At 68.8% G+C, this 15,616-nt stretch carries 10 protein-coding genes and 1 pseudogene; 8 read left to right on the top strand and 3 right to left on the bottom strand.

Annotated elements, in window-relative coordinates; translation table 11 throughout:
• The 4 genes from HR086_RS34785 to HR086_RS34770 all read left to right on the top strand — a co-directional run.
• A partial coding sequence (locus HR086_RS34785; RefSeq protein WP_174467791.1) for an energy transducer TonB occupies positions 1–281 on the top strand: 281 nt, incomplete at its 5' end.
• A gap of 8 nt (positions 282–289) precedes the next feature.
• Positions 290–1,867 carry a PepSY domain-containing protein gene (locus HR086_RS34780; protein ID WP_174467790.1) on the top strand — a complete coding sequence of 526 codons (1,578 nt, stop codon included), beginning with the start codon at positions 290–292 and terminating at the stop codon, positions 1,865–1,867.
• Positions 1,868–2,088: 221 nt separating this feature from the next.
• Positions 2,089–4,293, top strand: coding sequence for a TonB-dependent siderophore receptor (locus tag HR086_RS34775; RefSeq protein WP_254614760.1), 2,205 nt, complete (start codon positions 2,089–2,091; stop codon positions 4,291–4,293).
• A 17-nt stretch (positions 4,294–4,310) separates the two neighbouring features.
• Positions 4,311–4,991: a Fe2+-dependent dioxygenase gene (locus tag HR086_RS34770; RefSeq protein ID WP_174467789.1), complete on the top strand. Its 681-nt coding sequence runs from the start codon at positions 4,311–4,313 to the stop codon at positions 4,989–4,991.
• Between the two features lie 6 nt (positions 4,992–4,997).
• Here the strand turns inward: HR086_RS34770 and HR086_RS34765 are convergent, their stop codons facing one another.
• On the bottom strand, positions 4,998–6,716 hold the full coding sequence (locus HR086_RS34765; protein ID WP_174467788.1) for a DEAD/DEAH box helicase: 1,719 nt from the start codon (positions 6,714–6,716) through the stop codon (positions 4,998–5,000).
• 128 nt (positions 6,717–6,844) lie between these two features.
• Positions 6,845–7,693 carry a metallophosphoesterase gene (locus HR086_RS34760; protein ID WP_174467787.1) on the bottom strand — a complete coding sequence of 283 codons (849 nt, stop codon included), beginning with the start codon at positions 7,691–7,693 and terminating at the stop codon, positions 6,845–6,847.
• 196 nt (positions 7,694–7,889) lie between these two features.
• Here HR086_RS34760 and HR086_RS34755 point away from each other — a divergent pair, with 196 nt between their 5' ends.
• A complete protein-coding gene (locus HR086_RS34755; protein WP_174467786.1) occupies positions 7,890–9,344 on the top strand; it encodes a hypothetical protein in 1,455 nt (484 codons plus the stop codon).
• 15 nt (positions 9,345–9,359) lie between these two features.
• On the opposite strand, the gene HR086_RS34750 is transcribed toward HR086_RS34755, so the two are convergent.
• Positions 9,360–12,116 (bottom strand): phosphatidylserine/phosphatidylglycerophosphate/cardiolipin synthase family protein, encoded by a 2,757-nt coding sequence (locus HR086_RS34750; protein ID WP_174467785.1) that lies wholly within the window; start codon positions 12,114–12,116, stop codon positions 9,360–9,362.
• A gap of 302 nt (positions 12,117–12,418) precedes the next feature.
• Here HR086_RS34750 and HR086_RS34745 point away from each other — a divergent pair, with 302 nt between their 5' ends.
• From HR086_RS34745 to HR086_RS34735, 3 genes and pseudogenes are all read left to right on the top strand, one after another.
• Positions 12,419–13,507, top strand: a complete 1,089-nt coding sequence (locus HR086_RS34745) for a hypothetical protein (RefSeq protein WP_174467784.1) — start codon at positions 12,419–12,421, stop codon at positions 13,505–13,507.
• Between the two features lie 84 nt (positions 13,508–13,591).
• A complete protein-coding gene (locus HR086_RS34740) occupies positions 13,592–15,298 on the top strand; it encodes a glycoside hydrolase family 71/99-like protein (protein WP_174458273.1) in 1,707 nt (568 codons plus the stop codon).
• A gap of 108 nt (positions 15,299–15,406) precedes the next feature.
• Positions 15,407–15,616, top strand: a pseudogene (locus HR086_RS34735) (hypothetical protein); the annotation flags it as partial.

Genomic DNA, 15,616 nt, shown 5'->3' with positions numbered 1-15,616 from the left:
GGCAGGTGCTGCGACCTCCGTCCGTCTTGAAGCAGCTCACGCCGGAGTACCCCCGTCGGGCTCGCGTCGATGGCGTCCAGGGGCTCGTCCTGGTGCGCATCATCGTCGGCACGGACGGTGAGGTTGAGACCGAGCACACGCGGGTCATCCGCTCCATTCCCATGCTCGATTCGGCGGCCATCGCGGCCGTCAATCGGTGGCGCTTCACGCCGGCCATCGGACGCCAGGGCAAGCCCGTGCGCGTCATCCTCGAGCTTCCCGTCCAGTTCTCCTTGAATTGAAGCAGGTCATGGCCCTCCCGCTCCGCAAGCCGCTGTTCTGGATTCATCTTGTCGTCGGTGTCGTCGTTGGCATCGTCGTCGCCATCATGTCGGTGACGGGGGTGGCCATCGCGTTCGAGTCCCAGGTTCTCGAGTGGGCGGAGGCCGAGGCTCGCGCCGTGCCGGCTCCCGAGGCGGAGGTCCGGCGGCTGCCCATCGAGGCGCTGGTGGCGAAGGTTCGCGAGGCGAAGCCCGAGGCCCAGGTGTCGGGTGTCACGGTGTATCCGTCCGCGACGGCGGCCGCGCAGGTGGCCCTGGGGCGCGCTGGCGTCGTGTTCGTCAATCCGTACACGGGCGAGGTGCGGGAGGGTGGGGCGAAGGGTTGGCGGGACTTCTTCCATGTGATGGAGGACTGGCACCGGTGGCTCGCGACGGGCGGCGACAATCGCGCCATCGGCAAGGCGATCACCGGCGCGTCCAACGCGGGCTTCCTGTTCCTGGCGTTGTCGGGGCTCTACCTGTGGTGGCCGCGCAAGTGGACGCTGAAGACGGTGCGCCCGGTGCTCTGGTTCAAGCGGGGATTGAAGGGCAAGCCTCGCGACTTCAACTGGCACAACGTCATCGGGCTCTGGTCGATGCCGGTGCTGGTGGTGCTCACGGCGTCCGGCATGGTCATCTCGTACAAGTGGGCGTCGGACTTCGTCTACTCGGTGACGGGCAACGCTGCGCCCGCGACGCAGGGGCCTCCGGGGTCGGCGGGCGTGAAGGTGACACCGCCGGAGGGTGGAGCGCCGCGCAAGGAACTGGGTGCGCTCCTCGCGACGGTCCAGGAGCAGGTGCCCGCCTGGGCGAGCATCACGTATCGGCTGCCGTCGCCGCCCCGAGGGGCGGGTGGGCAGGACAAGCCGTCCGCTCCCCCAGGGCAGGCACCGTCCGCGCCGCCACGGGCAGGGCAGGGTGAGCCTGGCGCTCGCGCCGAGGCTCCGGTCGTGGCGGGTGAGCGTCGCGCTGAGGCCCCCGTCACCAACAGTGAGCGTCGCACCGAGACACCAGCGGGTGAGGGTGCGCCTCGCGCCGAGCCGCGAGGTGGCGCGCCCGTCGGGGAAGGTGAGCGCCGTGTTGAGGCACCGGCCGCTGAGGGCGAGCGTCGCGCCGAGTCGCGGGGTGGCGCGCCCGTCGCGGAAGGTGAGCGCCGAGCCGAAGGCAAGTCGCGCGGTGAGTCGCGCGGCCCGAAGGGTGACAGCGACGGCAAGGTCGACGCCGTCACCTTCAACGTGAAGGAACAGGATGGATGGCCGCTGTTCGCCTCCACGCAGTTCTCGGTGGACCCGTTCTCGGGCGTCATCGCGAAACGTGAGGGCTTCGCGGACTTCAACAGCGGACGCAAGCTGAGGACCTGGCTGCGCTTCCTCCACACTGGCGAGGCGCTCGGGTGGGTGGGCCAGCTCATCGCCGCGATGGCCTCGCTCGGTGGTGTCTTCCTCGTGTGGACCGGCTTCGCCCTGTCGTGGCGACGCTTCTTCCCGAAGCGAAACCCGCGCACTTCGACGCCCGTGCCGGCGTCGTCCGAGCCCACGCCCGTGAGCTCGCCGGAGACCCCCGCCTAGGACACCTCGAAACGGGCGGGCGAGGTTCCCGCGACGCCTTCGGGCGCCCTTTGGTTGATTCTGAAAATCGCAGTCATTCTCAATTTAACTGGAACGGCCCCTCGATGGGCCTGGGAGTGGGGAGAGTCATGTCGTTCATCAAGTCACGCAGCCCTGGAATCCGGACGAGCGCGGGTCACACGGGAGGAATTCGTTCCGCGCTGAGGCCGTGGGGTCCCGCGATGGGGCTCGCATCGGCGCTGGCGGCCGGTGGGGCGGTGGCGCAGGAGCAGGAAGCACAGCAGGTGCCGGTGGCGGCGGAGGCCCCGGTGGAGGCCGCGCCCGTGGAGCCCCAGGCCACGACGCCCGTGCCGGAAACCCAGGGCACCGAGGGTCACTTCACGCTGCCCACCGTGCAGGTGCAGGGCGACGCGGAGGGCTATCAGGTCAAGGAGAGCTCTCTGCCCCGCATCCAGCGCGCGCTCGTGAATACGCCGCAGTCCGTGACGGTGGTGCCGGAGGAGGTGCTCGAGGAGCAGCAGGCGACCACGGTGCGGGACGCGCTGCGCAACGTCTCCGGCATCACCATGAGCGCCGGCGAAGGGGGACGTCAGGGTGACGCCTTCATCCTGCGTGGTTTCTCCGCGCAGAACGACGTGTCTCGCGACGGCGCGCGAGACTTGGGCTGGTTCACCCGCGACACGTTCAACCTGGAGGGCGTGGAGGCGTACTTCGGTCCGTCCTCGGTGCTCTTCGGCCGTGGCTCCACGGGCGGCGCCATCAACCTGGTGACGAAGAAGCCCAAGCGCACGTCCTTCCAGGAGGTCGCGCTGAGCGGCGGCACCGCGCCGTCGGGCCGCGTCGAGGCGGACCTCAACGAGGCGGTGTCGGAGAACTTCCAGGCGCGCCTCAACCTCATGGGCCAGCTGGCCTCCACGGCGGGCCGCGATGTCGTCCAGGACAACCGGCTGGGCCTGGCGCCCTCGCTGCGCTTCAAGGTGGCGGAGCAGACCACGCTGGAGCTCGACTACCTCTTCCAGCGCGAGGACGGCCTTCCCGACTACGGCGTGCCCTACTTCAACGGCAAGCCCGTCACGGAGACGCTGGATGTCCCACGCGGGAACTTCTACGGCGTGAAGGCGGACACCGAGCGCGTCGATGCCCACGTCGCCACGGCGCGCCTCACCCAGGGACTGGGCGAGCAGTTCCAGTTCACCAACACGCTGCGCTTCGGTCGCGTGGACCGCTTCGCCAGCCCCACCGCGCCGCGCGGCCTCACCCCCGCGGGCGCGCCGACCACCATCGGCCGGCAGCGCTTCCAGACGGAGACGGACAACTCCGTCATCTCCAACCAGGCCACCGTGGGCGGTGAAGTCGAGACGGGCTTCATCAAGCACACCGCGAACGCGGGCGTGGAGCTGTCGTGGGAGAAGCGCGGCCAGTCCCGCGACAACCTCAACGCCGTGGGCCTGCCCACCGGGCCCAACATCCCGGCGGACCTGTTCGAGCCGGACGCGGAGCCGGACCTGTCCGCGGTGTCGCCGGTGTTCTCCGGCTCCAACGTGAGCATCCAGCGGACGCTCGGCCTCTTCGCCGCGGACCAGGTGCAGGTGGGTCAGTACCTGGAGCTGGTGGGCTCGCTGCGCTGGGACGTCTTCAACACCGACTACTCCACCACGGGCAACACCGGCGCCAAGAGCCGGCTGCGCAAGAGCGACCACCTCTTCAACTGGCGTGCGGGCGTCGTCCTGCACCCGGCGGAGAAGGTGAGCGTCTACGGCATGTACGGCACGTCCTCCAGCCCCTCCGCGGAGCTGGGCTCGGTGTCCGCGGACACCGTGAGCCTGGACCCGGAGAAGAACGCCATCCTGGAGGCGGGCGCCAAGGCGGACCTGCTCGACGGCCGGCTCGGGCTGACGGGCGCGGTGTTCCGAATCACGAAGACGGACGCGCGCGTGCCCAACACGGACCCGGAGGGGCCGCCGCAGGTGCTCGAGGGTGAGCAGCGCGTGCAGGGCTTCAACGTGGGCATCGCCGGCACCATCGTCGAGCGCTGGAAGGTGCTCGCCAACTACACGCTGATGGACTCCGCCATCGTGGAGCACACGAACGCGTTCCTCGTGGGCCAGCGGCTGCCCAACACGCCGCGCCACAGCATCTCCCTGTGGACGACGTACTCGCCGCTGAAGGACTTCACCGTGGGCGGCGGCGCCGTCTACCAGGACGTGACGAGCGTCAGCAATCCCGCAGCGCCCACCACGGCGACCAGTTACGTGCCGAACTTCTGGCGCTTCGATGCGTTCGCCAGCTACGCGTTCGGCAAGGCGCAGGTCCAACTCAACGTCTACAACCTCACCGACACGCTGTATTACGACCAGTACTACGGCGGCCACGCGGTGCCCGCCGATGGCGTGTCCGCGCTGCTGACGGCGCGTTACCGCTTCTAACCAAGAGGGTCGCGGTCATGATGTTGCACATTCCCAATGTCCTGACCGCGCCCGAGGTGGCCCGCTGCCGCGCGGTGATGGAGCAGGCGGACTGGACGGACGGCAAGGTCACGGCCGGCCACCAGTCCGCCCAGGTGAAGAAGAACCTCCAGCTCCCCGAAGGCGGCGCCGCCGCGCGGGAGCTGGGGGAACTCGTCCTGGCGGGGCTGGAGCGCAGTCCGCTCTTCATCTCCGCCGTGCTTCCGCAGCGCGTGTTTCCCCCGCTGTTCAACCGCTACGACACGAGCATGTCCTTCGGCTCGCACGTGGACGGCGCCATCCGCCCTGTTCCGGGGACGGGGCAGCGCGTGCGCACCGATGTGTCCGCGACGCTCTTCCTCTCCGAGCCGGACAGCTATGACGGTGGAGAGCTGGTGGTGGAAGACACGTACGGCCACCACGCGGTGAAGCTGCCCGCGGGGGACCTCATCATCTACCCGTCGACGAGCCTGCACCACGTCACCCCGGTGACGAGGGGGGCGCGGCTCGCTTCGTTCTTCTGGGTGCAGAGCATGGTGCGCGACGTGTCCCGGCGCGCCCTGCTGTTCGATATGGACACCGCCATCATGCAGCTCCACCAGGAGGTGCCCAAGAGCCCCTCACTGGTCATGCTGACGGGCGTGTACCACAACCTGCTCCGCCAGTGGGCGGAGCCCTGAGTCACCTCAGGTCCGGTCCTTGCGGACCACGACCTTGCGACCGCGGATGGTCGCCGCCTTCAGCGCGGCGATGACGCGGTTGGCATCCGGCTCGGGGACTTCCACGAGCGAGAAGCCGTCGGCGATCTGAATGGCGCCGATGCGCGACGAGTCCAGGCCCGCTTCACCGGCGATGGCGCCCACCAGGTCGGCGGGACGCATGCCCGCCACACGGCCCGCGCCAATCCACAGCCGGGTGGTGTCCCAGGACGGAGGGCCCGCCGGGCGCTTCGGGGCGCCTCGCTCCGAGCGGACGGGACGCCCGCCCGGTCCCGACGAGGGGCCACTGGAGCGAGCCGGCCGCTCCGTCGCCGGCGAGACCGCGGGAATCTCCTCCTCTTCCTTCGCGCGGCCTTCGTCCTGCGAGTCCTGGAGCAGCTTCACGGCCGCCGCGGCGATGTCGAGCGGCTCGAACTCGCCGGCCAGGTCCTCCACGATGCTCCGCAGCGACTCCAGTCCGCCCGCCACCAGCGTCTCGCGCAGCGTGGCGCGCATCAGCTCCTGGCGACGGGCCCGGAGGTCCGCCACGGTGGGGATGGTGGACACGGTGATTCGCTGACCGGTGACCTTCTCGATGTTGCGCAGCAGCCGGCTCTCGCGGGCCTCGACGAGCGTGATGGCCACGCCCTCGCGACCCGCGCGGCCCGTGCGGCCGATGCGGTGCACGTACGCCTCCGGGGCGTTGGGCACGTCGAAGTTCACCACGTGGGACAGGCGGGGGATGTCCAGGCCGCGCGCCGCGACGTCCGTGGCGACGAGCAGGTCCGTGCCATGCGACTTCAGCTGCTTGATGACGCGGTCTCGCTGCTCCTGCGTCATGCCGCCGTGGAGCGCGTGCGCGCGCCAGCCCCGGCCGTTGAGGGAGACGGTGAGGTCGTCCACCTCCGTGCGGGTGCGGCAGAAGATGATGGCGGCGGTGGGGGACTCCACATCGAGCAGCCGGCCCAGCGCGGCGATCTTGAACGAGCGCGGGACGACGTACGCGGTCTGCCGGATGCGGGGCAGCTCACCCGGCTCCACCTTCTCCTTGGCGATGCGCACGCGCACCGGCTGGTGGAGGTGGCGCTCGGCGATGCTGGCGATGCGCGGGGGCAGGGTGGCGGAGAAGAGGGCGGTCTGCCGGTTCTCGGGCGTCCCGGAGAGGATGGCCTCCAGGTCGTCGGCGAAGCCCATGTCGAGCATCTCGTCGGCCTCGTCGAGCACGACGGTGCGGACGTTCTCGAGCTGGAGGGTGCCTCGGCGCAGATGGTCCAGGGCGCGGCCGGGGGTGGCGACGACGACATCCACGCCGCGCTTGAGCACGCGCAGCTGCTGGCCGATGACCTGGCCGCCGTACAGCGGCAGGACGGTGGCGCCCAGCTTCTGGCCGTAGCGGTGGATGGCCTCGGACACCTGCATGGCCAGCTCGCGCGTGGGGACGAGCACCAGGGCGGAGGTGTTGTGGGGGCCCGCCTCACCCGGCTTCAGGTGGTGGAGGAGGGGGAGGGCGAAGGCCGCCGTCTTGCCAGAGCCGGTGGCGGCGATACCGAGCAGGTCCTTCCCTGCGAGCAGCGGGGGGAGGGCGGCCTGCTGAATGGGCGTGGGCTCCTCGTATCCGAGGGCACTGAGCGCCTCCACGAGCTGGGGCTTGAGGCCCAGGGATTCGAAGGAGGCGACGGGGGGCGAAGACGGCGGTGCGGAAGTCACGCCGGGGCTTGTACCACCGGCTTCCTCCCTCGTGGCTTTAAGAATCGCCCTTCTGTCCCACATCTATCGCGTCCCTGGTGGGCGCTGGTGGGTGGACGGCCTGGGAGTCGACAGCCTCAGCGGGGGCTTCAGCCCTGCTCGGGGACCCCCAGCCCGGTGACCTCATGAAGCCCTGTCGGGGTGGCGTGGAAGACGGCGAAGGCGTCCGCCCCCTGTTCCACGCTGGCGAGACAGCACACCTGGGAGACTCGGCCGGAGGAGTGGGCGAGGGTGCCCCGGTAGCGCTTGTGCAGATGTCCACAGAGCACGAGCGAGGGCTGGAGCGCTTCGGCCACGAGCCGCGCGTAGTCGTTGCCCACGGCCTCGGCGCTGGGGCTGCGACGCTGGTGCGCGAAGTCCTCGCGGTCCTCGGTGGCGATGATTCCGGAGGGCCAGTCATGCACGAGGAGGACATCCGCCCGTTCGAGTCCCAGGGCGCGGTCGATGTCCTCTTCGTTGAAGCAGGTGAAGTCCTTGAGGGACACGCTGCCGAGCAGGGACAGGGGCGGATGCGGCTTCTGGAAGCCCCCTTCGTCATGAATGCCGGAGACGCCGACGACGCGCAGCCCCCTGGGTTCGACGACGCCCACGCGGCCCACGTACCGGCAATTGGTGGCGATCAGCGCGCCCTCGGGGGTCGCGTCCAGGTGGCCGTGCGGCTCGTGGTTGCCGCCGATGAAGTAGACGGGCCAGGGGAAGCGGCGGCGATTCTGGTGGTAGTCCCCGAAGTCGCCCAGGTGCTTGTAGCGCGCGGGGGCGGCCATGGTCGCCAGGTCCGCGTCGTCGCGGTGGGGCTCGAAGTCTCCGACCTGGAGCACGAAGGCCAGCTCCCGGTGCGCGTTCTTCGTCCAGGACTGGAGGAAGGACACCATCCGGTTCATCCGCCCGTGCACGTCGCCCACGGCTGCGAAGTAGAAGTCGTCGGGACGGGGGGCCATGGTCGCCTCTCAGCATGACGCGTCCTGGCGTCGGGTGGCGCAGCGACGGGGGCGGGCCCAGGGGTCTGACCGGGCCAGAGAGTAGTTGTCCGGGCTTCGCAACTTCCCTGGGAGTGTGGAGATAATCCATACAAAGCAGTCGCGGCTGAGTTGCCCCTCGGGCCTGGCCGCAATCCAAACCCCCGGAGATCTCCCCATGACGCGCATTTCCTCCAGTGGAGGCACGCCCACCCGTGCCTCGCAAAGTGACACGTCGGTCGCCGCGGCCCAGCCGAAGCCGGAAGTCCGCAAGCCCGCGGTGACGTCGCAGGACAGCTTCTCCCGCCCGACGCAGAAGGGCGTGGAGCGTGCCGCGGTGGCCATCAACCCGGATGAGTTCGTTCCGGGGCCCACGCGTCGCGATGTCTACAACGACCTCGACGTTCAGAAGATCCGCTCGCAGTCGAACAGCCTCCGGAGCTTCAGCGAGGGTGAGGCACAGCCCCGCACGCGCGAGGACGCGCTGGCCAACGCGGACCGCCTGCTGGGTGGCGCGAACTTCCTGAAGCTGAGCGAGACCGCGCAGGGCGCCAACATCACCCGCGACGCCAAGGACGTGAACGACGCGGCGGACACGGACCCGGCGTCGCCGCGCCATCAGGCGGCCGTGGCCGAGGTGGAGGCCAACGCGGCCCTGGAGCAGGAGGCGCTGGAGAACCTCTCCCCCGAGGAGCGCCAGCAGTATCAGGAGGTGCGCGATGGGCTGATGGCGGTGGAGCCCGCGGGCGACCCGGTGGCGACGCTCGCGCTCCAGAAGCTGCTCTTGGAGGGCAAGCTGCCGGGTGAAGAGGCGCTGGGCGGCGAGGGAGATGTGCTGGACCAGCTCCACACGCTGCAGACGCAGGAGCTGGGCGAGGGGATTGATCGCGGCGCGCTGCTGTCGGACGTGGTGCAGGAGCTCGCGACGCCTGAGTCCGTCAACCAGCGCAACAAGGGCACCTGCGCGGCCACCGCGGCGACCATCCAGCTCCTCATGGAGAACCCGGCCGAGTACGTGCGCCTCGTCGCGGGACTGGCGAGCAGCTCCGGCGAGGTGACGCTGGCGGACGGCGAGACGGTGATGAAGCGCGAGGCGCTGGGGGCCGAGGCGAAGGGCGGAGAGGATGTCCGCTCGGAGAGCCAGGAGCTGCTTGCGCCGGCGTTCATGGAAGTGGCGAACGGCGACAAGGACTACCAGGACAAGACGGACGCCCACTACGAAGACGGGAAGAAGACGCACAGCGGCCTGTACGCGGACGAGTTTGATCGGCTCGCGGAGGCGGTGTTCGACCGGAAGGTCGACACCGTGAAGGGGATTGGCGGGGCCGAAGAGGAAGCGGCGGCGTGGGAGCTCATCCAGGAGCGCACGGCCGCTGGAGAGTCGGTGGCGGTGGGAATGACGTGGGGTTCAGGAGGCCACCAGGTGGTGGTGACGGGCACGGGCGTGGACCCGAAGACCGGCGAGGAGTACGTCGAGTACACCAACCCCTGGGGCCGCACCGAGCGCATGCCGAAGGACGAGTTCCTCAGCCGGCTCAACAGCATGCACACCCGCCCCGAGGAGAAGGGGAAGGAGCTGGACCGCGACCCGAGGCATCCGGACGCGCCCGATCGCATCGCGCGGACCGGGTAGTCGGGCCGGCGTGGCTCAGCCGACGAGCGAGGGCCAGTTCCGGCCGACCCAGGCGCGCTGTTCGACTTCGTCGCGCCAGCTCCGGTCCTCGCGGTCGATTCTGCGCGACGTGGCGAAGAGCCCGTTCAGGGCGATGAGCAGGCGCTCGGCGAAGGGCGCGTCCTCCACGACGAGGAGCGCCTCGCTCTCCCAGTAGGCGGCGGTGACGTCCAGGTTGGCGCTGCCGATGGCGACGGCGCTGGTGTCGCAGACCATCAGCTTGGCGTGGACGTGGGGGAAGAGCTGCTCCAGCTCCGGCTCCCACTCCGGCATGGCGGGCAGCGCCCATTCGTAGGCGATGCCGCCCGCCTCGATGACCGCGTCCAGTCGACTGCGGACGTAGCGGTCCGCCACCTCGCGCAGCGCTCCACCCGGGAAGTACGTCCGCGCGGAGCCGTAGTGCGGCCGGACGCTGCCGAACAGCACCTCCACGCGGACGCCCCGGCGCACGGCGGCGATGAGCGCGTTCTGGAGTTCGAGCAGCAGCGGGAAGGTGTTCACCAGCACGAGCCGTGAGCGTGCGTGGCGGATGAGCGCGAGCTGTGTGTCGAGCGTGTGGGTGTCCCTGAGTCCTTCATGCAGGACGACTCGGGCCGCCATCGTCCCCACGGATTGCGTGGGTGGGAAGGCATAGGGCTCGCCGCCCGCGCGGGTCCACTCGGACAGGAACGCGCCTTCGAGGACGCTGACCAGTGGCCCCTCCAGCCGCGCGCCACAGTCGAGCCAGGGGATGTCGCGATAGTGCGAGGTCCGTCGCAGGCCCACTTCATCGAAGCCCGTGTAGTAGGGCGCGCCGAGATTCCGGCCCGAGACGAAGGCGCGCTCGGAGTCGATGACGGTCAGCTTGCGGTGGTTGCGTTGCTTGAGCTCGGAGAGGCTGGGTACGCCGACCAATGGCGCGATGGCGCGCACCTCGACGTGGGGTGTCTCGGACAGCGTCACGAGGGCGGGGTTGAGGGCGCCGAAGGAGTCGTGGCCGCTGTAGAGCGCGTCCGCGAGGAAGCGCACGTGGACACCGCGTGAGGCGGCTCGCTTCAGTGCGTGCGTGATGCGGGCGGTGACGGCGTCGTCCTCGACGATGTAGCACTGCCAATGGATGGTGCTTCGGGCCGAGTCGATGGCTTCGAGCACGGACTCGCGAGCCAGCCCGTTGTCGAGCTCGAAGTCGATGTGGTGTCCCTCCAGGAGGGGACTGCAGCCCGCCAGTGCCAGCTCCCGTGACCAGGTGTTTGGTGCGTCGGGGATGGAGAGGGGCTCCAGGGCGGTTGCCCGGGGCAGCGCCAGACACTCCGCGGGGCTCAGCGTGCGCAGGTACGGATGGACTGGCTTGTGCGCGTCGCGAGTGACGACGGCGGAGATGGCGACGCCCGCTGCGGCGAGACGGGTGGCCACGCGCAGCAGGCGCTGTCCGTCGACCTGTTGGGGCACATCGTCCGCGCGAGCGTCGTCGAGCCACGCGCTGGCATCGAGCAGCAGGGGCCAGGGGGTGTCGGGCAGCAGCTCGCGGAGATGTTCGCGCTGTTCGTCGAGGGAGTCCGTGTCGCGCAACCTAACGAAGACGAGGTGGTGACGGTCCATCGCCAGGGCGCGCACCGCTTCGAGCGCGTCCTCGTCGAGCTGGCTGTCCACGAGGAACAGGGGCTTTTCGGGCCCGAGCACGTAGCAAGGGGAGAGGTTCCTGGGGGCGGAGGCGCCGGAGAAGGAGAACGCGAGCGGGTGGAGTCCGCGAACGTGGTCGAACCAGGACGCGGTGAGCGCCGCGGTGCCGCCTTCGTGTCGAGTGGTTCCCAGGGTGGTTCCGCCCTCGAACACGGACAGTGGGCCCGCTTCGGGGACGGAGATGCTCGACATGAAGCCGACGCGCTCGACGGAGAAGCGGGGCGCCAATCCGGGGACGGCCACGGAGTCGGAGACGGCGTAATGGTCCTCGAACAACACGGACGCCGTCTGCGTGCGAGGCAGGAGCAGCGTGGGGACGCGAGCCTCCTGGAGGGCCCTGGCACCCAACATCCCAAGCACCAGGGCTTCCATGTCGGCCAATGCGTCGGCGGGGATGACCAGGAGGTCCGCGCCGGAGCGGAGCGCCGCGACGTCGAAGGCCTCCATGCGGCTGTCGGCGGGGTTCTCGGTGAGGGATTCGACGTGGAGCGTCTGCGTGATGCCCAGGGCGCGCGAAAGGGCCTGGAGGTGCGAGGTCTGCTCGGGCGCCGAGCCGGTGGTGAGGGCGATGAGCTCGGAGGGCAGGGCGCAGCGGGAGAGAAAGGTCGCCACCGAGCCGAGTCCCCGTCCATCTGGAGCGATGGCCACGGCCATGCGTGACGGGGCCCTGGGCGCGGTGGCGGGGGCCTTCCCGATGTTGAGCACGGGGACGTGCTCGCGCAGCGAGAGCGTGAGCATGGCGCTGACCCGGGCACGAGGGGACGTGTCGAGGTGGGGACCGAGGACGACGAGCTCGGCGCCGTGCTTCGTGGCGGCCTCGATGAGTGAGCGGGTATCGAGGTGGGTTTCGAGTGCGCCACTGACCTGGAGTGTGGGGCTCCAGGCGTGCAGGGCGTGTCGAAGCCGGTCCAGGACGGTGAGGCTCGCGGGAGGAGGGGCCTCCAGCTCGCTGCGCTCGGGGACGAGGCCGTACAGATAGACGGCCTCGGGCGCGGCGCTCAGCCGTCGAACCGCGTGGAGCACCGCCTCGGACTCCGAGCCGGCATCGAAGACGACCACTAGACGACGGAACATGGCGCGCGCGGTTCCCAGGACATCCCGTCGCCCGCCTTCACCGACTTACGGCTCCAGCGGTCGACCGAGGAACCATTATGCCGGGATTGAGCCGTGGCGGCGCCCTTCGATGGACGGAGTCGAGGTTTTGGAGCGGGGGCCGGGCTTCGAGCCCCCGATGCCGCGCTTTCCTGGGACTCGCCGCATGAAATTGCAGGCGGATTGGAATTGATTGCCTGAGGCAACGAGTCTGGGATTTGCGTGGGGATTTGTTAGTCTTCGGGTTCATGACCATTCCATCGCGTTGCAAGAGTCATCTGTTGATGGCGCTCGTCGTGGCGAGTGTCATGGGCTGTGGAGACGGGGTGCTCGAGAAGGAGGTCCATGGGGACGCGGGGACAGTCCCGCGCTCATTGGTGGACTTCGCGGTGGGCATCTCGGATTCGGATGCGGAGACGTTCACCCATCCGGCCTGGGACGGGCTCAACGTGAAGCGGGCGCGAGTCGTCGTGCCCTATGACGTGGCCCAGCGACCCGCGAACGACGCCCGGAGGCTGAAGTTCGAGGCGTGGTTGCAGGCGACGGCGGCGAAGGCCGTGGAGCCCTACGTGACGCTTGGACCGAGCGATCTGCGCAAGGCGGCGAATGGGAAGTACCTGGCACCCACGGACGTGGAGTTCCGCGCGGCCTTCGAGTCATTCCACGCGACGTACCCGGCCATCACCCTGGTGGGAGCCTGGAACGAGCCGAACTTCCCGAACTCCGTCCTGCAGAGCGGAGTCCCGCTGGATCAGCCCACATGTTCCAGTGAGGACCTGGAGAACTGCGGGCCGCTGAGGGCGGCGTTCTACTACCGGCTCGTCGTGAGCATCTGTCCGGGCTGCACGGTGGCGGCGGGGGAGTTCGACGCGACGCCGAACGACCCGTACTGGGATCGCTATCGCATCTTCCTGCGGAGCCACCGGCCCAGGCTGTGGAGCATCCATCCGCACCATGACGCCAATCGCTATCAAGCGAGCGGTGCGCACTGCGTGCCCGGAGACACGGGCTGCACGACGCGGACCTTCGTGAACTGGCTCGGGGGGCTGGACGCGAGCTGGGACGTGGGGCACGTCTGGCTGACGGAGGTGGGAGCGTTCTACCGGAACGCGGATGGGCAGGTGTTCGGTGACGTGTCCCAACGAGACACCACGAAGTTCATCCTGCGGCTGCCGAACCTGAGTGGGCGAATCACCCGCATCTACTATTACAACTCCGCGAACCAGTGCTCGACGGCGGCGAATTGCGCCATGCAGGACCGGGGCATCATCGCGCCAGAGCCCTGGGATGGAAGTCCCCTGGGGTATGACACCGCCGGCCGCATCCGACCGTCTTATGCCGTGCTGAGGGACAGGGACACCAACGGGCCCTGAACGCCAGCGTGACAAGGGGCTTGAAAGGCCACACAGCAAGGACAGTAGGGTGCCGCCTCCCCCGCGTCACCCCGGAGTCTGTCCATGAAGCGATGTCAGTGGTTGGGTCTTGGCGTGGCCTTGGTCGCCCTGGTCCTGGCGGGCTGCAATGATACGCAGTCAGAAGAAGTCCAATCGTCAGGGATTGAGCAGTCCTCGGCCGTATTCGCCCTGGCGCCCGCGCGTGTGCCGAAGTCGGTGGGCAAGAAGGTCTACGCCCACTTGATGCCGTGGTTCGAGACCCAGGCCTCATCCGGCAATGGGTCCTGGGGCATCCACTGGACGATGGCGAACCAGAACCCCAACAACGTGGATGGCTCCGGCCGGCGGCAGATTGCCGCGCACTACTACCCGCTGATTGGCCCCTATGCCTCCGGGGACAAGGACGTCATCGAGTATCAGTTGCTGCTGATGAAGTACGCCGGTGTGGACGGCGTCCTCATCGACTGGCCCGGCACAGTGAATGCCTGGGACTATCCGAAGAACAAGCAGAACTCCGAGGCCCTCATCGCCCGCACCGCGGCGGTGGGCCTGGACTTCGCCATCGTCTATGAGGACCACAACATCCAGCTCGCGGCGAACGCGGGCATCATCACCGACAAGCTTGCGGCGGGGCGGGCGGACATGGGCTACCTGAGGGACCACTACTTCCCCCAGGGCAACTACATCCGGGTGAACAACGCACCGCTGCTGCTCGACTTCGGTCCGCAGACATTCCAGACGCCGTCGGACTGGACGAACCTCTTCGCCTCGCTGTCACCCAAGCCGGCGTTCCTCACGCTCTGGTACGAGTCCCAGGAGGCGGGCGCCAACGCGAGCGGCGAGTACGCGTGGATCTACTCGGACTTCATGGCGGGGCTGAATCACTTCTACGCCAACCGTCCCCTGGGCCTGAAGATGGGCGTGGCCTACCCGGGCTTCCACACGTTCTACAGCTCGGGCGGCTGGGATGGCCCCACCTGGAGCATTCCCCACAACGGGCTGGGCTCGTTCCAACAGACGCTGGACGCGGCCCTCGGGAGCAGTGTCGGCCATATCCAACTCGCGACGTGGAACGACTATGGCGAAGGCACCATGCTCGAACCAACGCGTGAATTCGGCTACGGCTTCCTCACCACACTCCAGCAGCGGCTGGGCGTGCCCTATTCACAGCGCGAGCTGGAGCTCATCAACACCCTCTACCAGCAGCGCAAGCAGCACGCCGGCAACGCGGCGAGGCAGGCTGAACTGGACCAGGCCTTCCAGCACCTCGTCGCGCTCCAGGTCGCCCAGGCGGAGGCCATCCTCAATGGTGGCTCCACGCCCACGACGGTTCCGCTCACCAACCCCAGCTTCGAGTCAGGCATGACGGGCTGGTCCACGTGGTCTCCCAATGGCACGGAGTGGGCGGCCTTCAGCGAGACGTACAACGGGGCTCAGTCCGGGGCCTATCACCTGACCCACTGGGGCACGGCGGCGTACGAGGCGTGGACGTACCAGGTCATCACCGGCCTTCCATCCGGCAGCTACAAGGTGAGCGCGTGGGTGCGAAAGGGCGGCGACTTCGGGCTCGCGCGCCTCCAGGCGAAGACGTGTGTCTCGTGCGAGCCGGTCTTCACCTCGCTCGGGACGTATGGCTCCTGGACGCGGGTGGAGACGCCGAGCATCTCCGTGACCGGAGGCACGCTGGAGCTGGGCTTCCACACCCAGGCCCCGGCGATGAACGGCGCCAACTTCATCCACATGGATTCCATCGAGCTGCGCAGGCAGTAGAGCGTGCACCTTGGCTTATCGGCATAGGCAGCAAGTCAAGAAATTGCTGGATGTGGTGCAACTCGGTGGCTAAAGTATCGACTCCCCCAAGGTTGAAGAGGAGTTGCCATGTCGATATCGCAGCGCATCTTGTTGGGCTGTGTCCTGTTCTTCGCGCAGGGCGCGTTGGCCGCACAGGGGCAGATCCTCGCGCGACCCAAGGCGACGGTGCCGGGCATCAGCTACGGCTACTGGGAGTATCTGCCGCAGGGCTATGACGACAATGCCGGGGCGAGTTATCCGCTGGTGATCTTCCTGGGGGGCCAGGGGCAGGCTGTC

The sequence above is a fragment of the Myxococcus sp. CA039A genome (assembly GCF_013336645.1).
In the GTDB taxonomy this organism is placed as follows: domain Bacteria; phylum Myxococcota; class Myxococcia; order Myxococcales; family Myxococcaceae; genus Myxococcus; species Myxococcus llanfairpwllgwyngyllgogerychwyrndrobwllllantysiliogogogochensis.
Note: the sequence above shows the minus strand (reverse complement) of the source record. Positions and strands in the feature narration are given on the sequence as shown.

Coding starts and splice junctions, on each gene's coding strand:
- HR086_RS34780 (WP_174467790.1), top strand. CDS start 290: ATGGCCCTCCCGCTCCGCAAGCCGCTGTTCTGGATTCATCTTGTCGTC.
- HR086_RS34775 (WP_254614760.1), top strand. CDS start 2,089: ATGGGGCTCGCATCGGCGCTGGCGGCCGGTGGGGCGGTGGCGCAGGAG.
- HR086_RS34770 (WP_174467789.1), top strand. CDS start 4,311: ATGATGTTGCACATTCCCAATGTCCTGACCGCGCCCGAGGTGGCCCGC.
- HR086_RS34760 (WP_174467787.1), bottom strand. CDS start 7,693: ATGGCCCCCCGTCCCGACGACTTCTACTTCGCAGCCGTGGGCGACGTG.
- HR086_RS34755 (WP_174467786.1), top strand. CDS start 7,890: ATGACGCGCATTTCCTCCAGTGGAGGCACGCCCACCCGTGCCTCGCAA.
- HR086_RS34750 (WP_174467785.1), bottom strand. CDS start 12,116: ATGTTCCGTCGTCTAGTGGTCGTCTTCGATGCCGGCTCGGAGTCCGAG.
- HR086_RS34745 (WP_174467784.1), top strand. CDS start 12,419: ATGGCGCTCGTCGTGGCGAGTGTCATGGGCTGTGGAGACGGGGTGCTC.
- HR086_RS34740 (WP_174458273.1), top strand. CDS start 13,592: ATGAAGCGATGTCAGTGGTTGGGTCTTGGCGTGGCCTTGGTCGCCCTG.